This window comes from Streptomyces sp. LMG1-1-1.1, assembly GCF_040815545.1.
Taxonomy (GTDB): Bacteria; Actinomycetota; Actinomycetes; order Streptomycetales; family Streptomycetaceae; genus Streptomyces.
The window spans coordinates 66,736-85,694 of record NZ_JBFPNH010000032.1; the positions used below are offsets into that span (position 1 = coordinate 66,736).

The following is an 18,959-nucleotide window of genomic DNA, read 5'->3' on the forward strand; positions in this document are numbered from 1 at the left end:
CGGTGCAGCCGCCGCCACCGGACCCGCGGGTGCGTCACATCCTGCTGATGCGCAGGTAGCGGCGGACGTCGGGGAGGACTCCGACGACGACGGCCACGACGGCCAGGGCGGCGGTGGCGGCGACTGCGGCGCCGAGGAGGTTCTTGGGCATCGTGCTCTCCGTTTCGGTGTTCATACGACGGCTTCCTGGCGGACCAGTTCGGTCACCATGCGCACCGCCTCGGGCACGGCCGCGGCGACCTGCGGGCTGAGCCCGATGCCCTCGTCGAGGCAGGCCGGTTCGCAGCCGACGACGAGGATGCGCCGTGGCGGCGCGGCCCCGGTGCCCACGCACAGGTTGTCGAGCAGGGCGAGGACGGCGTCGGGCGTCATCCGGTGTCCGTCGAGCGGCGCGGGCTCCGTTCCGCCGCGGTCGCCGGCCGCCGAGGCGTCGATCAGATAGAGCGTTCCCGGTGCACCGCCGCGGGCGGTGACGTCGACGAGGACGAGGGTGTCCCAGCCGTCGAGGAGTTCGTAGGCGAGGTGGACGCCCCGGACCCCGACGTCGGCCAGCTCGACGGAGGCGGGGAGTGCCTCGCGGGTGAGCCGCCGCAGGGTCTCCACGCCGAAGCCGTCGTCGCCGAGGAAGATGTTGCCCACCCCGGCCACGAGGGTGCGGGCCGTGCCGGGTGCCCGGGCTTCGGGCGCGGGGCCGGTCACACGTCCTCCAGGGCTTCGACCTCGTCGGGCTGGAAGTAGAGGAAGCGGCCCTGTTCGCGGCGGATGTCGGCGCCGGGGTCGTCCTCCACGGTCACCGCGATGTGGACTCCGCCGTCGACGTCGTGGAGGACCGCCTCGACCAGCGCGCTGCGCCCGTCGAGGAACAGGTCCTGGGCGTCCGTGTGGCGCAGCCGGGGGCGAAGGACGACCCTGCTGCCCGCGCGGACCTCGCGTCCGTCGATGAGGACGTGGTCGCTGCCCGGGTCGACACCGGTGTCGCCGCCCGGGTCCCACCAGGGCGTCTCCGGCTCGAGGAAGTTCCCGGCCGGCTTCGGGGGCCCGGTGACGCTCTGGAGGCTCCGTACCGCTCCGTGCAGACGTTCGAGGACTTCGGGCGGCATGGTGTCCGCCAGCTCGATCACCGCCGCCGCGCGGGCGTCGGTCCCTCTGGCCTCGCGCTTCTCCTCGTCGGTGAGGGCCGCCGTGCGCAGGGCGAGGATCTCGTCGATCTCCGTCGCGTCGTAGAGGGCTCCGGGGCTCTCGGGCGCGATGGCCGGGTGGTCCTCCAGGATGATCGGCGAGGAGAGCATCAGGTCGTCGCGGCCGGGTTCGCCGGCCAGGACGGGCCAGGTGTGCAGGTTGCGGCAGGCGGCGACGGCGCCCTTGGCCCATTCCGGCGGGTCGGTCATCGACAGGAACGAGCCGCCGTCGATGCGGAGCAGTGTGTGGGTGGCGACGAGGGAGTACGGCAGTGCCGCGTGGCGGTCGGTGTTCCGTTGCGCGGTCCAGTCGCTGGTGTTCTCCACCGTGACCGAGAGGCGCTCGACACGGTACGGGCCGTCGAGTTCGGCCGCCGAGATCCGCAGGGTGCCGTTGATCTCCTCGCGGCGGCGTAGGAGTCGGCCGAGGACGCGTCCGTCGGCGTCGGTGACGTCCTCCGTCTCCTCGGCGGCGGGGCGGGTGAAGGGCAGGACGGTGCCGTCGCCCCGCAGTCCGGCGACGGGGACGACGAGGGTGACGCGCTCCTCGACGCCTTCGTCCCACGGCACCAGGACCCGGTCGGCCAGGCGGAGTTCGCCGGTCGGTGCGAAGGTCCCGTCCTCGCGGAACTCCTCGACGGTACGCCGCTGGGCGCGCAGGAAGCGGACCTCCACGGCGAGTTCGGCGCCGGTCCTGGGCTCCATGAGGCACTCGGTGAGCTGGAAGTCGTGCTCTTCGGCGGCGGCGCTCCAGGACGGCGGCACCAGGACGCCGAACTGCCAGCGGAGCCGGTTCTTGGCGGCGGACGCGCGGTACGGGTAGAGCACGTACCCCTCGAAGAGGACGGCGTCGGCGACGTGCCGGGCGACGGCGAACCGCGCCTCGGTGCCGGGGGTGAAGGCGACGGTGGTGGTCATCGTGTCCTCTCCCCCGCCTCTGCGAGCAGGGTCTCCACGGTGGTCTGCCAGGAGGGGTGGGCCTCCCGCGACCGGTAGGCGAGCAGGGCGTCCATGGTGTCGGCCGGGAGCCGGATCCATCCGCAGCCGGGGAAGTGCTGGTCGATCATTTCCCGCCACACCTTCACGGGCATCCGGTGGGAGACCTCCCGGTCCCAGGGCACGGGTTCGACGTGGAAGCCGCCCGCGCCGGTGAAGGCGGTGCCGGAGAAGAGCAGGAGCAGCGGGATGTCACCGTCGGAGAGCGCCCGGAAGTAGCGGGACGCGGCGATGTCGGTGTCGTAGGTGCACGGCACGACGAGGTCGGTCTCGATCTCGCCGGTGAAGCCGGGCACCATCACGGAGGCCTGGGCGAACTGGACCGGGTTGAGGCTGCTGCCCCACCGGGAGCGTTCGCCGAAGAGGTCGCCCAGGGCCGCGGCCTCGTGGTCGTCGTAACCGCGCCGGGCGGGTTCGATGCGGATCTGGCAGCGCAGGGCCATGGCGTGGACCCGGGTGCCGCCGGAGGCGGTGATCCGCAGCCGGAACACGAGCGTGGGTCCGGCCGCGTAGGCGTCGGCGCGGACGTCGGTGCAGCTGAAGGAGAACTCGGTCACGGCCTGCTCCCCTGCGGCTCGCGGGCCAGGCCGCGTACGTGGGCGAACAGGGCGTCGAGGTCGGCCCGTGCCTCCGCGCCTCCGTCGAAGCCCTGCCAGTGCAGTCGCATGCGGCCCACCAGTTCGTAGCAGAGGTCGATGGGCACGAGGAAGCATTCGGTGCGGCCTTCGTGGCGGCGCAGCAGCAGGGCCTCCACGTCGGGTTCGAGGTGGGCGGCGAGCCGTGTGGCGTCGAGGACGGACTGCCAGGCCGGTTCGTCCAGTTCGCTCTCGGTGGCACCGGCGGGGCTCGGGTAGAGCGCCACCGGCCGGTCGAGGGCGGAGTTGCGGAAGAGGAACGCGACGGAGACCGGGATCCGCAGCGACTCCCACGCCCTGTCGTCGATCCGGTGGCCCGGGTCGACGAGGAAACGGCCGGGGACCGCCCGGAAGCGGCCGTGGGAGTCGCCGGAGCGGTCCATGAGCTGCGAGCACGGGCGGCAGGCGCAGACCAGGGCCCGCTTGTCGGTGTCGACGAGGTGCGGGTGCCGCTGCTCGGCCGCCAGGGGGACGCCGCACAGTTCGCAGCGCTCCTCGCGGGGCGGGCGGGGGGTGGTGAACCGGCGCAGGCCGGTAGGACCCGGCGGCCTACCGGCGCCGTTCGGGAGCCCGTTCACCGGGCGGCCGACGAGTGGCCGTCCGCGCCCGCGAGCGACGGACGGGCGCCGATCTGGAGCAGCGCCGGTTCGCGCGGGGCGCCGCTCTCCAGTTCCACGCCGGTCACCTCGGGGGCGAAGCAGGCGAGGGCGTCCACGGCCGCCTGCCGGACGGAGTCCTGGGTGCCGGAGCAGCCGCAGCCGCCGGTCGAGGCGGTGGCCCGCAGCCGCAGCACGCCCGTCGCCGGGTCGAATCCGGCGTTCTCCACGGGCTGCGGCAGAGCGGACAGGGCGCGGTCGATGCGGGCCGGCACGTCCTCGGGGTGCAGTCCGTGCAGGTTGAGGAGGCTGGCGACGAGTTCGTCCGCGAGCAGCGGTCCGAGCGGGTCGGCGGGCGGACGGGCGGCGGGACGCCCGAGGAGGTCGACGACGCGGGCGATGCCGCTGCCGTAGAACTCCATGAGGACGCGTACGACTTCCTCCGCGGCCGCGCAGGCCTCGGCGTCGCCGTTCTCCGCCAGCCGGTCCAGGACCTCCTCGACGCGTCGGCCCGCCTGCTCGGCGGTGGTCGCGGTCATCCGGCCAGACCGCTCAGACCGGTGGGCACGTGCATCTGCTTCACGGTCCTGCCGTTGCCCGTGTACATGTGGACGCCGCAGGGCAGGCAGGGGTCGAAGCTGCGCACGGCGCGCATGATGTCGATGCCCTTGAAGTTCTCGGGCGTGTTCTCCTCGAAGATCGGGGTGTTCTGCACCGCGTCCTCGTACGGGCCGGGGGTGCCGAACGTGTCCCGGGTGGAGGCGTTCCACGGCGTCGGCGGATAGGGGTGGTAGTTGGCGATCTTGCCGTCCCTGATGACCATGTGGTGCGAGAGGACACCCCGTACGGCCTCGGTGAAGCCGACGCCGATGGACTCGTCCGGCACTTCGAACTTCTCCCAGGTCTGCGTGCGTCCGGCGCGGACCTCCTCCAGGCCCTTCTCGGCGCAGTGCAGGGCGACGGCGGCCGCGTACGCCTGGAAGTAGGTCCGGGCGCGGTTGCGCTCCAGGGCGTTGCTCCACTTCGGGATCCGCCACTCGAAGGTGGTCTCCGGCTTGGTCATCGTCCGGGGGAGGTTGATGACGACGCTGTGCCCGGTGGCCTTGATGTAGCCGATGTCGACGAGGCCGGAGAGCGCGGTGGACCACAACCGCGCGATGGGGCCGCCGCCGGTGTCCAGTGCCAGGTGGTCCTTGCCGTCGAACCAGCGCGGGGACATGACCCAGCTGTACTTGTCGTCGAAGTTCCGCTTCTGCGGGGCCGGGATGGTGTGCTGGTTCCACGGGTGGCGCGGGTCGACCGGGTTGCCCAGCGGATCGTGGGTGACGAACTGCTCCTGGCCCTGCCAGTCCTCGTAGTACGAGCTGCCGAGCAGGATGCGGATGCCGAGGTTGATCTCGGTGAGGTCGTTGGTCACCAGCTTGCCGTCGACGACGACACCGGGGGTGACGAACATCCGCCGGCCCCAGTCGGTCATGTTGGCGTAGGTGAAGTCGCAGTGCTCGGGGTCGTTGAGGGCGCCCCAGCAGCCGAGCAGCACCCGGCGGCGGCCGACCTCCTCGTAGCCGGGCAGCGCCTCGTAGAAGAAGTCGAAGAGGTCGTCGTGGAGCGGGACGACCTTCTTCATGAACTCCACGTAGCGCATGAGGCGGCTCATGTAGTCGGTGAACAGCTGCACGGACGCGACCGTGCCGACACCGCCGGGGTAGAGGGTGGAGGGGTGGACGTGCCGCCCCTCCATGAGACAGAACATCTCCCGGGTGTAGCGGCTGACCTGGAGCGCCTCGCGGTAGAACTCGCCTTCGAGGGGGTTGAGGGACCGCATGATGTCGGCGATCGTGCGGTAGCCGTGCTCGGCGGCGTGCGGCGCCTCGGTGCGCTCGGCCAGTTCCAGGACGCCGGGGTTGGTCTCGCGGACCATCTTCTCGCAGTAGTCGACCCCGACCAGGTTCTCCTGGAAGATGTTGTGGTCGAACATGTACTCCGCGGACTCGCCGAGGTTGATGATCCACTCACCGAGGTGCGGGGGCTTCACGCCGTACGCCATGTTCTGCGCGTACACCGAGCAGGTCGCGTGGTTGTCACCGCAGATGCCGCAGATGCGGCTGGTGATGAAGTGCGCGTCGCGGGGGTCCTTGCCCCGCATGAAGACGCTGTAGCCGCGGAAGACGGAGGACGTGCTGTAGCACTCCGCGACGCGCTTCTGCTTGAAATCGATCTTCGTGTGGATGCCGAGGCTGCCCACGATCCGGGTGATGGGGTCCCAGGCCATCTCCACCAGTCCGGAGCCGTCACCCGTCGCCTTCGTCGGAGATGCCATGGTCGTCGTGATGCCCTTCGTCAGATCTTCGACTTCTCGAACAGTGGAGTGGATGGGGGTCGTGCGGGAGGTGGCCGTGCGGTGGGGCACCGGTCACCAGGGCGGCCGGTAGCCGGTGGTGATGCGCTCGCCGGTGTGGCGCCACTTCGGCTCCTTGTCCACGGTCTTGGCCGTGATGCTCCTCAGCCGGCGGATGACGGAGCCGTACACGCCGCTCGCTGTGCTGGAGACCTTGCCGCCGGGAGGTTCGTCCATGAACGGCATGAACTTGTCCGGGAATCCGGGCATCGTGCACGCGATGCAGATGCCGCCGACGTTCGGACAGCCGCCGACACCGTTGATCCAGCCGCGCTTGGGGACGTTGCACTTGACGACCGGCCCCCAGCAGCCCAGCTTGACCAGGCACTTGGGCGAGTCGTACGTCGAGGCGAACTGGCCCTGCTCGTAGTAGCCGGCCCGGTCGCAGCCCTCGTGCACGGTCGCCCCGAACAGCCAGGTGGGCCGGAGCTTGTCGTCCAGCGGGATCATCGGAGCGGAGCCGACCGCCTGGTAGAGCAGGTAGGTCAGCGTCTCGGCGAAGTTGTCCGGCTGGATGGGGCAGCCGGGCACGCACACGATGGGGATGCCGGCGTGCGACTTCCAGTCCCAGCCCAGGTAGTCCGGGAGACCCATCGCGCCGGTCGGGTTCCCCGCCATCGCGTGGATGCCGCCGTACGTGGCACAGGTGCCGATCGCGACCACCGCGAGCGCCTTGGGAGCCAGCCGGTCGATCCACTCGCTGGTGGTGATGGGCTGGCCGGTCTCCGGGTTGTCGCCGAAGCCGCTCCAGTAGCCCTCCTGCTTGATGGCCTCGTTCGGGATCGAACCCTCGACGACCAGCACGAACGGGTCGATCTCGCCCCGCTCCCCCTTGAAGAACCACTCGATGAACGTGTCGGCGCCGCCCACCGGGCCGCACTCGAAGTCGATCAGCGGCCAGTGGACCGCGATCCTGGGCAGCCCAGGCAGTCCCGCGAGGGCGATCTCCTCGATGCTGGGCTGCATGGCGGCGGTCAGGGCCACCGAGTCGCCGTCGCAGCTCAGACCCGCGTTGATCCAGAGGATGTGGATCGGCTTCTCTTCGCTGCCGGGTGCGGCGCCCTGGTCCTCGACCGGGGCCGGCTGTACTGCGCTCATGAGTCGCCTCCTGAGGAGGGATGGGGCGAAGGCCTCATTTCGGGCCTGGGTCTTGCTTAACAGTCGGCCGATCCGCCCGCGCCCGCACCTGGGCCGTCCGGGAACGCCGCTCGGGGGCCTCCTTCAGGACGAAGGCACGGCGCCGTGCGTGGTAGCTCGAAGCGGGATCGTCGAAGATCGACCGCATCCGGGAGAGCTCCCGCTCGCGGTGGGCCGCAAGGGGAGCGATGGCCTCCCGGCGCTCGTGCTCCGCCTTCTTCGCGGCGATCCGTGACTGGAGGCCCCCGCGGGATGCCAGGTGGAGGGCCAACCGGGTGATCTCGGCGGTGAACTCCCCCGGTCCGCAGTCGACGACCCGGTCGACCAGACCCATGTCGAGCGACGCCGCCGCGGACACCGGCCGGGCCTCCTCGGTGAGGCGCGCCGCCAGGGCCTCGCCCACCTTCCCGGGCAGGGTGCGGGTCCAGTACTCCGATCCGTACAGCCCCATGCGCCGGTAGTGCGGATTGAGGACCGATCCCGAGCGGCACCAGACCTCGTCGGCGGCGAGGGCGAGCATCACCCCGCCGGCGGCGGCGTTGCCGCCGATCGCGCTGACGACGAGCCGGTCGGTCGTGGTGAGCACCGCCTCGACCAGGTCGTTCATGGCGTTGATGTTGGCCCAGGACTCGGCGGCGGGGTCGGCGGCGGCCTCGATGACGTTCAGATGGATGCCGTTGGAGAAGAAGTCGCGCTGCCCGCCGAGCACCAGGACGGAGGTGGGGCGCCCGCGGGCGGTCTCGTACGCGTCCAGCAGGCGGCGGCACTGGTCGGTGCTCATCGCCCCGCCGGGGAACGCGAAGGACAGAACGCCGACCGGCCCCTGCTCGCGGTACCGGATGTCGGACCAGGTCCGCCGGCCCGGCGCCGGGTCGGCGGGCGCCGGCAGCTCGGGGAGCTCCGGCAACCGGCCCCCGAGGGCCAGGGCGGCGGGAAGCTTGCAGGCACGCGGCCTGCCGGGGCCGGTGCGGGCACGGAGCTCGGGGATCCACACCGCGCCGTCCACGGTGGCGCGGCAGACCGCGCCCGCCCGGGTGGCCAGCAGTGCGCCGGGCCGCCCGCGCAGGCCGTCCTCCGCGTGGCCGCCGTGCAGGAACCACTCGGCGCCGAGCAGCCGGTCCGGTACACCCGGCTGCGAGTCGGCGGCCCGCAGGGTGCGCAGGACGGTCTCGGTGGCGTCCTCGCCCCACGAGATCCGACGCTCCTCCTGCCGGACAGCGGGACGGGCACGGATCTCGCCGGTCTGCGGACGCGGGGCCGCCCCGGCCGCGACCCTCTCGACGGCGAGGAGCACGGCGGCCACGGCGGCGTCCGACAGCTCGTTGCGGTACAGATCGCTCTTGCCCACCTCCGGGACGCGGAAGGCCGCGGACGCCCAGACGTCGCCCGCGTCCATCTCCTCGTCGGCCTGGAGGACGGTGACGCCCCACTCCTCGACCCCGTCGTGGATCGCGTGGTCCAGCGAGGACGGACCCCGGTCCCCCACGGGCCCCGGGTGCACGATCAGGCAGCGGTGCGCCGTCCACACGTCGCGGGGCACGACGGCCTTCAGCAGGGGGGCCACGACCAGCTCGGGCGCGTGGCGCGCCACGGCCTCGCGCACGGCAGCCCCGTCGGGGGTCACCTCGACGGGAACGGTGTGCCCGCGGTCGCGCAGCTCCACCAGGACACGCTGAGTGAGGCTGTTGAAGCTGCTGGCGACGAGCAGGATGCGCATGGGCGGCCTTTCCGGGTTACGGCGGACGGTGCGGCCCGGGAACCGCGATCCGCCGACCGCCTGCGATCATCGGGCAGCGCGAGCCCGGCAGCAGGGCGACGGACCCCGCACCTCACCCGATCGAGGTGCGCGTCCGACCGATTGGCGGGCCGATCGCCGCAGTGCGCGGCCCACGAGACGCGCCAGGGGTCCCGTGAGAAAATCGAAGTCCTCCCAGGTATGCGGACGCATGCCCCTCGTACGGACAGGCAGGCCGGCTCATGGCCGAGAAACCGAAGTCCTCCAAGCCCTCACGCGGCGAACCGAGCCGCGACGGTATGGCCGGGCAGCACGGATGGTCCCCCGACGTGGACGAGACGCGACAGCAGGAGAACCCGAGCGCTTCGCGTTCCTTCCACCCCGAGAAGCACGCGCCCCCGCCCGGCAAGGGCCGGAAGGTCGCCAAGGAAGAAGAACAGGACGTCCCCGGCGACACCGTGCACAGCGACACGACCAGAGGCGAGAAGCGAGGCCGCCCGTCGGAGAAGGGCATGCACGACACCGGCCGCCGGGGCCGGACACAGCGCCCCAGCGGTACGAAGGACGACTCGGCGTTCACCGGCGTGAACCCCGACGACGACTCCTCCGGCCCCCGCCCGGGCTGACGCCGCACCGAGAAGGAAAGGGCCACTACGCGAATTACAGCTCCCAGAAGGTCGGGTTCTTCCAGGAGCGCGAAGACAGGCGCCTGACGCGGGCTTTTGCCCGCCAGGCGCCTGTCTGCGTCTCATCGGTCACGGCAGCCGACTCGCATCGGAACTCCCGCTCCATTCCGCCCGTATCCCGCCCTATATCCCGCTCCTGACCCGCGTGCACCGGCGACTCACCGAGGGGCGGCGGCCGCTTCGGGAGCGGGGAGCTCACCGCCGCACGTGGTGCGGCCGAAGGCGCCGGTGGCGGTGGCGCGTTGGACGTGCTTGCCGCGTACGGCCAGGGTGCAGCTGGCCGTGCCGCCCTTCTCGCCGAGGGTGACGTTGACGATCGGTGAGGCGCCGAGCGGAACGCTCACGGTCTTCCGCCAGGGCAGGCCGACACGCGTGACGTGTGCCTCCTCGCCGCCCGCCCCACGGTAGGAGACGTCGGCCGCGCCCTCGCCGAGGACCTCGTAGGTCACGTCGTAGGTCGCCCCGGCGGTCGGGGGCGCGGCCCGCTCGGCCGCGGCCTCGTCCTCGTCCTCGGTGTCGCGGAATCCGTACGCGACGAACGCGCCGCATACGAGCAGCAGAGCCGCGGCGACGGCTACGCCACGGCGGCCGCGGCCGCTGCGGTCGATGCGTCGATGCGGTTCTTCGGTCGTCGGCATGGCAGCACCTTCCGTCGAGGAATCGGATTGGGTTATACACCACCGGATTCGATGGACGCCAGGCAACGGAAATGTCGGGCAAGGCGACCCCAATCACCAACGCCGGTCAGCGAAATGCCCTGAATGGGCTATCAGTTGACGGCGTATCAGCGACGTGGTGAAGAATCCCCCCGCTCGCGATCGAAGCTCCGGCCAGGCCGCTTCCCCGCGTGGGGGACGTGGCCTGTTTCGCCATGCCTTGAGGCGCTTCGGTCGATGTCAAGTCCATCGAAGAGGGGAATGGCGTGAAAGCGAGATACGGGCCGGCGATAGCCTGCCTCGTGGTTTCGGCGGTCGTCGGCACCATGCTTCCGCAAGTCGCCTATGCCGCACCGGTTTCAGCCGATGACGGCAAGGGCATATCCGATACTCTCGCCGACTGGTTCACCGAGGACGAGGGCGAGGACCGGCCGGAACAGCCGTCGACCGGCGGGTCCCCGGTACTGCCGAGCCGGGAGAAACTCCCGCAGGGCAAGGCGGCCGGAAAGCCGCAGCGTGTCACGGAACTGACGGGCCGTCGCACGTCGAACGCCCGGTACTGGAAGTTGTCCGACGGGCGCGTGCAGGCCGAGGTGTCGGCGGAGCCGACGGCGTACCGGTCGGGCAAGTCGTGGAAGGACGTCGACCCGACGGTCACGACGGCCGGGTCCGGGGGCTTCGCCTTCACCAACACGACGAACGTCGCGCGCACGTCCTTCGGCCGCGACGCGGCGAGGCTGCTGCGCTTCGAGGCGGGCACCGGACACGCGGTGACCCTGGGCCTGGAGGGCGCGGGCACGCTCGCCCCCGTCGCCAAGGGCGACACCGTCACGTACAAGGACGCCGTGGCCGGCGCGGACCTGACGTACCAGGTGGGTCCGGGGCGGGTGAAGGAGAACATCGTCCTGGACGCCCGGCCCGCCGGGCCGGTGACGTTCACGTTCACGCTGGACGCGGGCGGGCTGACACCGAAGGCCGACAAGGACGGGTCGATCCGGTTCTACGGCGAGGGCGCGGATCCGGTCCTCGTCGTTCCGGCCGCGTTCATGACGGACGCGAGGAAGGACGCCTCCTCGCCGTACGGCACCGGGTACAGCTCCGCGATCGAGCAGAAGCTCGTCCGGGCCGGCGACGGCTGGAAGCTGACGGTCACGCCGGACGCGAAGTGGCTCGCCGCGCCGGAGCGGCGGTTCCCGGTCACGATCGACCCGACGATCTCGATCGCGCCGACGCCGAGCACGGCGCAGGACGTGATGATCTCCTCGGACGATCCGGGGGGCAACTACGACGAGAACTGGCGGCTGTCGGTCGGCAACACCAGCACCGGGACCTCGCGTGCGCTGCTGCGGTTCCCGCTGACCGGCGTCCCGGCCGGCACCAGGCTCGATTCGGCCGATCTGAAGCTGTACTACGACCAGACCCACACCACCGGTGACACCGAGGTGCAACTGGAGGCGCACCGCGCCACCCAGGCGTGGACCGAGGACGGCGCCACATGGAACAACGCGAACGCGCTCACGGGCGAGCTGTCGGGCACGTCGGTCGTGGTGGACGACGGCGACGCCGGACGGACGGCCGCCGTCGGCGCCTGGCCGGCTTCGGGCAACACCGCGTTCACGCAGTACGCGGTGAACCAGGACTACCTGTACAACAAGGACTCGGCCGCGGGTGACACCTACACCTGGCAACCGAACCTTCCCGAGGACGGCACCTACCAGGTAGAGGCGCACTACGTCCCGGCCTCGGATCGCGCCACCAGCGCGCCGTACACCGTCACGTACGACGGCGGGTCGAAGGCGTACACGGTCGACCAGCAGGCCGGCACGGCCGGGGTCTGGAAGACGCTGGGCTCCCACCCGTTCAAGGCGGGCACGCTCGGCAAGATCGCGCTGGGGGACGGTCCGGCCTCGACGAGCACCTCGGTGATCGCGGACGCCGTCCGGTTCACCAAGGGCGGTGCGGTCACGAAGAAGCCGGGCGAGCTCAACACCTGGCACTCCTTCGCGGTGACGAAGACGGTCCAGCAGTGGATCGACGGCACCTCCACGAACAACGGCTTCGTGATCAAGGCCGGCGACGAGTCCGCGAACGGCCCGAAGGGCGGACCGCGGTACGAGGGCAGCGAGTACGCCTACGGCGGCGAGACCGCCCACTACCCGCGCCTCGTCATGACCTTCGGGCGCCAGGGCGTCGACCTCGCGACCCCGACCACCATCCACGACACGGGCGCGGAGCTGTCCTGGTCGGCGTACCAGGACACGGACCCCATCGGGACCGGCGACGACATCGCCGAATACCAGGTCCACCGCTCCGTCAACCAGGCGTTCACCCCGTCGGCCGCCACCCTCGTGGCGCCCGTCGCGTCCACGGCGACCTCGTTCACGGACACGAGCGCCGTGCCGACGAAGGCCGACGACCCCGACCCGTTCGGCCGCGCGTACTACTACATGGTCGCGGTCAAGACGAAGGACGGGCAGGTACTCGCCGCGCCCAGTCGGCTCGTGCGGCTGCCGAAGGCGGGCCGGACGACGAAGGTGCTGGACGCGACGCAGGACACCACCCTGTCCTCCGCCCGGCCCACGTCGCTCCTTGACACGATCGACGACGGCGGCCCGAAGAACTGGCTCAGCGTCGGCAACAACTCCGCCACCTACGGCGACACCCGCGCCCTGCTGAAGTTCCCGGCCCTGGGCATCCCCACCACCGCGCGCGTCCTCGAAGCCAAGGTGCGCCTGTGGAGCACCCAGACCTCCACCGACACCGCCGGGGCGGTCTACGAGATCCGGCCGCTGACGCGCGACTTCGACGAGGCCGGCGCGACCTGGGTCAAGGCCGACGCGGCCACGAACTGGGCTGCCGCGGGCGGTGACTTCGGCGCGGTCGCGGGTGACACCGGGGCCAAGACGAACGACCCGTCGCGGCACGACTGGACGGTCACCTCGCTCGCGCAGTCCTGGGTGACGACTCCGTCGTCCCAGCGGGGCGTGGTCCTCAAGATGGCCGACGAGGCCGCGCAGCAGGAGCGGACCCTGTTCCTGTCCTCCGAGGGCACCGAGCAGCGCCTTCGGCCCAGGATCGCGGTCACGTACATCGACTCGACGACCGAGTCGACGTACTACGCGCCGCAGACCCCGACCCGGATCACCCCGAACAGCGACCACACCGTCGAGTTCACCCTCACCAACACCACCACGTCCGTCTGGAAGGCCGGCACCCGCGCCCTGAGCTACCGGTGGGCGCTCCCGGACGGCACGGACGCCACGACCGGCGGCAACCAGCTCGAGACGGCCCTGCCCGCCGATCTGCTGCCCGGTGACTCGGTCACCCTGCAGGCCCGGCTCCGCGCACCCGTCAACTCCGGCTCCGGCAGCAAGCGCACCGAGTACGTCCTCACCTGGGACGTCCGGGACACGGCGGCGGGCACCTGGCTGTCCGGGACGGGCGGTCCGGCCGGGCTCCGGCTGAACGTCACCGTCGAGGACCCGACCTCGGACCAGCTCGGCCTGGAGAAGTTCTCCTCGTACAACGGCAAGAACACCGGCGCGGGTTCGTCGCTGATGAACAACACCGCCGTCGGGAACAGCGTCTGGCAGTACAACGCCCTGAGCAACCCGGGCCGCGGTCTGAACACCTTCGTCCGCTTCGCCTACAACACCCAGGACACCTCGGACACCGTCGCCGGTCACGGCTGGTCCGTGCAGGCCGCGGGGCCGATCCGGCTCGGCGCCCCGCTGGACTTCCACCCGAACCCGAACCCGCGCGAGGTCCGGCTGCCCGACGGGGACGGCACCACCCACGTCTTCCGGGTACAGGCGGACGGCTCGTGGAAGGCGCCGGCCGGCGTCCACTTCCGGCTGTCGGCCAAGCCGGGCCTTGACTGCACCCCGGCGAAGGACCCGATCCCGGACGCCTGGACGCTGACGCGTCCGGACGGCACCCGGTTCCTGTTCGGCTGCGACGGCTACCAGACGTCCGTCGTCGACAAGAACGGCAACACCCAGACGTTCACGTACGAGGAACGCAAGTCGAACAACAAGCCGACCAAGTTCCTGACGTACATCACCGACCCCGCCGGGCGGCAGACGCTCACCGCCACCTACTACACCAAGGGGGACACCAGCAGCCCGAAGATCGTCGACCACCTGAAGTCGATCACCGACGTCTCGGGTCGCAAGCTGGCGTTCGAGTACTCCGACAAGGGGCTGCTCACCAAGCTGACCGACGGCGCGGGCTCGTCCCAGCCGAAGGTCTTCGGCTTCACTTACGACGCCGAGCAGGGCAACAAGAACGTCAAGCTGGTCCGGATCACCGACCCGCGCGGCAACGCCACCGCTCTCGACTACTACCTCCCGAGCGAGGGCGACGACCCGAAGTACCACTGGTGGACGCAGTCGATCACCGACCGCATCGGGGGCTCCACGCGGTTCGCGTACGCCGCGGACACGACCGACACCCGGTTCACGTCCACGGTGGTCACGGACGCCGAGGGCCACGACGCCACGTACGTCACCGACGACTTCGGGCGTCCGGTGCGGTCCGTCAACGCCAAGTCGCAGCAGACCGAGCTGGCGTGGGACGCGGACAACAACGTCACGTACATGGAGGAGAACAACGGCGCTGTCACCGCGTACTGCTACGACCCGCTCACCGGCTACCCGCTGTGGAAGCGCACCGCCGAGCACAACACGGGCGGGGTCCCGCCGCAGAGCGACTGCGCGCCCGGCAAGTACCCGGCCGACGCCCAGAAGTTCGAGTACGTCAAGCGGCTGGACGGCTACTCCTCCGACCTGTACCGCAAGACGTCGCCGCAGGGCCGCGCCTGGCAGTTCGGCTATGACGCCTTCGGCAACCTGAAGACCGTCACCGACCCGAAGGGCGTCGCGACGCCCACCGCGGGCGACTACACGACCACGTACGAGTACGACGCCCACGGCCAGCTCACCAAGGCCACCGACGCGAACAGCCACTCCACGGTCAACAGCGAGTTCACGCTGACCGGTTACCCGGCGAAGATCACCGACGCGCTCGGCAACAGCACGGGCTACGAGTACGACGTGCGCGGCAAGGTCACCAAGACGACCGACGCGCTGGGCCACCGCACCACGCAGACGTACGACACGTACGGCCGACCGCTGATCAGGACGGCGCCGAGGGACCAGGCCGCGGGCGACCTGATCACCGTTCCGGCACCCGACTACGACGCCAACGACAACGTCACCAAGGCCATCGCGCCCACCGGTGCCGTCTCCACGGCGGCCTACGACGCGGCCGACCAGCTCACCGAGGCCACCTCGCCGCAGGACACGCCGACCGCGCCGCTGCGCCGGACGGTCTACACCTACGACAAGACCGGCCACCTGAAGACCACGACCGAGCCGAAGGGCGTGGCCACGTCCGGGATCCCGGACGACTACACCACCACCCAGAACTACGACGAGATCTACCAGCTGGCCTCGGTGGTCAACGCCCTCGGCGAGAAGATCACGTACACGTACGACGAGGTGGGCAACAACGTCAAGGTCGTCGACCCGAAGAAGAACCGGACGGCCGACCCCGACGACTTCTCGTCGAAGATGACCTACGACCTGGAGCACCGGGTCACCTCGGTCACCGACCCGCTGGGCAAGGTGACGCGCCGCGCCTACGACAAGGACGCGCTGGTCGTCGCCGACACGGACCCCGACGGCAACACCACCTTCTCCGGCTACGACGAGCGGGGCCGCAAGACCGAGCAGAGGGTTCCGCACGCGGGCTCCGGCACCGGCACCACGTACCGCACCACCCGCTACGAGTACGACCAGGTCGGCAACGCCACCCGGGTCGTCACCCCGCGCGGCACGGAGACCGCGAACGCGGACGACTTCACCAGCCGCACCGAGTACGACGAGCTGAACCGGCCGGTCAAGCAGTACATGCCGTACGACCCGTCGGACGCCCGCTACAACAACCCGAACGTCTACACCCAGACGTTCTACGACGCGGCCGGCCGCGTCACCCGGACCTCGCAGCCGCCCTCCCAGGGCCAGACGGTCCGCAACGACACCGAGTTCACCTACTACGACAACGGGTGGACCAAGAGCTCCACCGACCCGTGGGACATCCGGACGAGTTACGAGTACGACGACCTGGGGCTGCAGACCTCGAGGACGCTCAGCTCCGCCGGTGGGTCCGTCAGCCGCACCATGGGCTGGAGCTACTACCCGAACGGCAAGCTGAAGGAGAAGACCGACGACGGCGTGCCGGTCGGCACCGCGGTGCCGCTCGTCGACAACTCCGACGTCCAGAACACCGGTTCCACCGGGACCTGGACCACCGCGAACCTCGCCGGGCAGCAGGGCTTCGACCACCGCGTGCACGCGGCGGGAGTCGGGACGGACGCGTACTCCTGGACGCTGAACATCCCGAAGAACGGCAAGTACACCGCGTACGTGAAGTTCCCGCAGGTCGCGGGCGCCAGCAAGACCGCCAGGTACAAGGTCACCCACGGCGCCGGCAGCACCGACCGCACGGTCGACCAGTCCACCGCGGCTGGCACCTGGGTCAGCCTCGGCACGTACGACTTCGCCCAGGGCAACGCGGCGAAGCTGGAACTGTTCCAGGCCGCCGACGGCAAGGTCGTGGCCGACGGGGTCAAGCTGGTGCGCGACCTCACCGGCGACATCGACGCGGAGAAGCACCACTTCCGCTACGCCTACGACCTGAACGACAACCTCTCGCTGATCGACGACCTCTCGTCCGGCGCCGAGGTCGACACGTACACGATCTCCTACACCGGTCTGAACCGGGTGTCCGGGATCACCGAGACCCTGGCCGGCCAGCAGAAGACCAGCACGACCTACACCTACGACGCCAACGACCAGCCCGAGAGCATCACCCACCCCGACCAGTACTCCAAGTACACCTACGACCTGAGGGAGAAGGTCAAGACGGTCTCGGTGGGCACCTCGCCCACGGACACCGACCCCAAGGTCACCTCGTACACCTACACCGACCGCGGTGAGTCGCTGCGGGAGACCAAGGACAACGGCAACACCCTCGACTTCGCCTACTTCCTCGACGGCGCGGTCAGGACCAGCGCGGAGAAGAAGGCCGACGGCACGCTCGTCGCCTCGCACACCTACGCCTACGACGCCAACGGCAACAAGGCGCAGGACGCGTCGAAGAAGATGAACGCCGACAACCACTCGGCGTACCTCGAGTCCACCACCGCGTACACCTACGACCCGGTCGACCGGATCGCCAAGTCGGTGAAGACCGGCAACGGCGCCGCCACGGAGACGTACGTCCACGACGACAACGCCAACGTCGTCCAGCAGACCGTCGGCGGCACCGCCACGGACTTCCGCTACGACCGCAACCGGCTCCAGACGTCGACCACCACGGGATCCGTCACCTCCTTCACCTACGACCCGCTGGGTCGTCAGGAGTCGACGTCCCAGGACGGGCAGATCGTCTCGCGGAGCGTCTACGACGGCTTCGACCACGTCGTCGAGTCCCAGCAGCGGGACGGCGCCGGCGCGATGAAGTCGACGAAGTACACCTTCGACCCGCTCGACCGCACCTCGTCGAAGACCGCGGACGGCAAGACCACCGACTACCGCTACCTCGGCCTCTCCCAGGAGGTGCTGACCGAGGAGGTGGCCGGCAAGCTCGCCAAGTCCTACCAGTACAGCCCGTGGGGACAGCGGCTGTCGCAGGTCAAGCACAACGAGAACGGGACGACCGAGGACGCCTACTACGGCTACAACAGCCACACGGACGTCGAGACGCTGACCGACGGCAGCGGCGACACCAAGGCCACCTACGGCTACACGTCCTACGGCAACGACGACTCGTCGGAGTTCACCGGCATCGACAAGCCGGACGCCTCCGACCCGACGAAGGAGGAGTACAACTCCTACCGCTACAGCGCCAAGCGGTGGGACGCCGGTTCCGGCACGTACGACATGGGATTCCGTGACTACGACCCGGGGCTGAACCGCTTCACCAGCCGCGACATGTACAACGGGGCCCTGGCCGACATGAGCCTGGGCAGCGACCCCTTCACCGGCAACCGCTACGCCTTCACCGGCGGCAACCCGATCAGCAACGTCGAGATCGACGGCCACTGGTTCGCCCTCGCGATCCCGGCGGTCGCCGTGGCCTTCGTCGCCGCGGTCGTGGTGGTCGTCGCCGTCATCGCCGTCGCCGCGGCCGTCGAGTACGTCGTCAACGAGGTCCGGGACCGGATCGACGAGGCCTCCCGGTCGCGGGACGACACCGCCGACGAGCCCGCACCGGACCCGCGGCGCATTCCACGGCCCCAGCCCGAGCCCGACAACGACGACGACAACCGGTCGGGTTGCGGCGACGGCTGGATCAAGTACGGCGAGCGGGACGCGGCCAACGGCAACCGGGCCACGGCCGCCGAGGCCTGCCTGACCAAGGACTACCTGAGCAAGAACAAGGGAACCGGCGTGGGTTCCAACCCGCCGGGATACGAGTGGGCGCAGGACTACGCCAAGGGCAAGGGCCTCGACGCGCAGAAGAACGTCAACGCCTGTCACCTCATCGGCAACAAGCTGGCGGGCAAGGGAGTCCTGGCGAACCTCTCCCCGTGCGCTCGCGGTGCCAACGCCAAGCAGATCGGCTCCACGCAGGGCGAAGAGCACATGAGGGCGTACGAACTGCAGGTCTACAACGCCGTGATGGCGGGCCAGGACGTCATGTACACCGTGTCACCCCGCTACGACGGCAACAGGACGGTACCGACCGGATACGACATGTCGGCGTACGGCGTCAATCCTGACGGTTCGGTCGGAATCAACTTCCAGGTGTTCATCCCGAACACACTCAGCACGGGAGACAATCTCGGCACACAGAGCAGCGGCGGTTCACCGGTACCCACGGGGAGCACCCCATGACGGGCACCGGAGCGGACCACACGGACACGGAGCGAGGAA

12 protein-coding genes are annotated in these 18,959 nt (G+C 70.2%); 2 read left to right on the plus strand and 10 right to left on the minus strand.

The window, feature by feature from the left end; genetic code table 11:
- Nucleotides 1-34 precede the first annotated feature (34 nt).
- From MRBLMG1_RS18590 to MRBLMG1_RS18630, 9 genes are all read right to left on the minus strand, one after another.
- A complete protein-coding gene (locus MRBLMG1_RS18590; RefSeq protein ID WP_367825174.1) occupies nucleotides 35-175 on the minus strand; it encodes a DUF6893 family small protein in 141 nt (46 codons plus the stop codon).
- Nucleotides 172-699 (minus strand): hydrogenase maturation protease, encoded by a 528-nt coding sequence (locus MRBLMG1_RS18595; RefSeq protein WP_367825175.1) that lies wholly within the window; start codon nucleotides 697-699, stop codon nucleotides 172-174. The genes MRBLMG1_RS18590 and MRBLMG1_RS18595 overlap by 4 nt, the downstream gene beginning before the upstream one ends.
- Complete coding sequence (locus MRBLMG1_RS18600) at nucleotides 696-2,096, minus strand: hypothetical protein (RefSeq protein WP_367825176.1); 1,401 nt, start codon at nucleotides 2,094-2,096, stop codon at nucleotides 696-698. The genes MRBLMG1_RS18595 and MRBLMG1_RS18600 overlap by 4 nt, the downstream gene beginning before the upstream one ends.
- The gene (locus MRBLMG1_RS18605) at nucleotides 2,093-2,731 is read right to left on the minus strand and encodes a DUF6084 family protein (protein ID WP_367825177.1); all 639 of its coding nucleotides are present in this window, start codon (nucleotides 2,729-2,731) and stop codon (nucleotides 2,093-2,095) included. Before MRBLMG1_RS18605 ends, MRBLMG1_RS18600 begins: the two co-directional genes overlap by 4 nt.
- Nucleotides 2,728-3,387 carry a DUF5947 family protein gene (locus tag MRBLMG1_RS18610; RefSeq protein ID WP_367825178.1) on the minus strand — a complete coding sequence of 220 codons (660 nt, stop codon included), beginning with the start codon at nucleotides 3,385-3,387 and terminating at the stop codon, nucleotides 2,728-2,730. Before MRBLMG1_RS18610 ends, MRBLMG1_RS18605 begins: the two co-directional genes overlap by 4 nt.
- A complete protein-coding gene (locus MRBLMG1_RS18615) occupies nucleotides 3,384-3,944 on the minus strand; it encodes a hypothetical protein (RefSeq protein ID WP_367825179.1) in 561 nt (186 codons plus the stop codon). The genes MRBLMG1_RS18610 and MRBLMG1_RS18615 overlap by 4 nt, the downstream gene beginning before the upstream one ends.
- Nucleotides 3,941-5,725, minus strand: coding sequence for a nickel-dependent hydrogenase large subunit (locus MRBLMG1_RS18620; RefSeq protein ID WP_367825180.1), 1,785 nt, complete (start codon nucleotides 5,723-5,725; stop codon nucleotides 3,941-3,943). Before MRBLMG1_RS18620 ends, MRBLMG1_RS18615 begins: the two co-directional genes overlap by 4 nt.
- A 93-nt stretch (nucleotides 5,726-5,818) precedes the next feature.
- Nucleotides 5,819-6,901 carry a hydrogenase expression protein HypE gene (locus MRBLMG1_RS18625; RefSeq protein ID WP_367825181.1) on the minus strand — a complete coding sequence of 361 codons (1,083 nt, stop codon included), beginning with the start codon at nucleotides 6,899-6,901 and terminating at the stop codon, nucleotides 5,819-5,821.
- A gap of 34 nt (nucleotides 6,902-6,935) precedes the next feature.
- A complete protein-coding gene (locus tag MRBLMG1_RS18630; RefSeq protein WP_367825182.1) occupies nucleotides 6,936-8,657 on the minus strand; it encodes a hydrogenase maturation protein in 1,722 nt (573 codons plus the stop codon).
- A 347-nt stretch (nucleotides 8,658-9,004) separates the two neighbouring features.
- On the opposite strand from MRBLMG1_RS18630, the gene MRBLMG1_RS18635 reads away from it, so the two are divergent.
- A complete protein-coding gene (locus MRBLMG1_RS18635) occupies nucleotides 9,005-9,301 on the plus strand; it encodes a hypothetical protein (RefSeq protein WP_367825183.1) in 297 nt (98 codons plus the stop codon).
- A 218-nt stretch (nucleotides 9,302-9,519) separates the two neighbouring features.
- On the opposite strand, the gene MRBLMG1_RS18640 is transcribed toward MRBLMG1_RS18635, so the two are convergent.
- Nucleotides 9,520-9,999 carry an MmpS family transport accessory protein gene (locus MRBLMG1_RS18640; RefSeq protein WP_367825184.1) on the minus strand — a complete coding sequence of 160 codons (480 nt, stop codon included), beginning with the start codon at nucleotides 9,997-9,999 and terminating at the stop codon, nucleotides 9,520-9,522.
- Nucleotides 10,000-10,343: 344 nt separating this feature from the next.
- On the opposite strand from MRBLMG1_RS18640, the gene MRBLMG1_RS18645 reads away from it, so the two are divergent.
- Complete coding sequence (locus tag MRBLMG1_RS18645) at nucleotides 10,344-18,920, plus strand: DNRLRE domain-containing protein (RefSeq protein WP_367825185.1); 8,577 nt, start codon at nucleotides 10,344-10,346, stop codon at nucleotides 18,918-18,920.
- The last annotated feature ends 39 nt before the right edge of the window (nucleotides 18,921-18,959 follow it).

What these genes read in the sequence shown, in the direction of transcription:
- MRBLMG1_RS18590 (WP_367825174.1), bottom strand. Translation starts at nt 175, where the DNA reads ATGAACACCGAAACGGAGAGCACGATGCCCAAGAACCTCCTCGGCGCC.
- MRBLMG1_RS18600 (WP_367825176.1), bottom strand. Translation starts at nt 2,096, where the DNA reads ATGACCACCACCGTCGCCTTCACCCCCGGCACCGAGGCGCGGTTCGCC.
- MRBLMG1_RS18615 (WP_367825179.1), bottom strand. Translation starts at nt 3,944, where the DNA reads ATGACCGCGACCACCGCCGAGCAGGCGGGCCGACGCGTCGAGGAGGTC.
- MRBLMG1_RS18620 (WP_367825180.1), bottom strand. Translation starts at nt 5,725, where the DNA reads ATGGCATCTCCGACGAAGGCGACGGGTGACGGCTCCGGACTGGTGGAG.
- MRBLMG1_RS18625 (WP_367825181.1), bottom strand. Translation starts at nt 6,901, where the DNA reads ATGAGCGCAGTACAGCCGGCCCCGGTCGAGGACCAGGGCGCCGCACCC.
- MRBLMG1_RS18630 (WP_367825182.1), bottom strand. Translation starts at nt 8,657, where the DNA reads ATGCGCATCCTGCTCGTCGCCAGCAGCTTCAACAGCCTCACTCAGCGT.
- MRBLMG1_RS18640 (WP_367825184.1), bottom strand. Translation starts at nt 9,999, where the DNA reads ATGCCGACGACCGAAGAACCGCATCGACGCATCGACCGCAGCGGCCGC.
- MRBLMG1_RS18645 (WP_367825185.1), top strand. Translation starts at nt 10,344, where the DNA reads ATGCTTCCGCAAGTCGCCTATGCCGCACCGGTTTCAGCCGATGACGGC.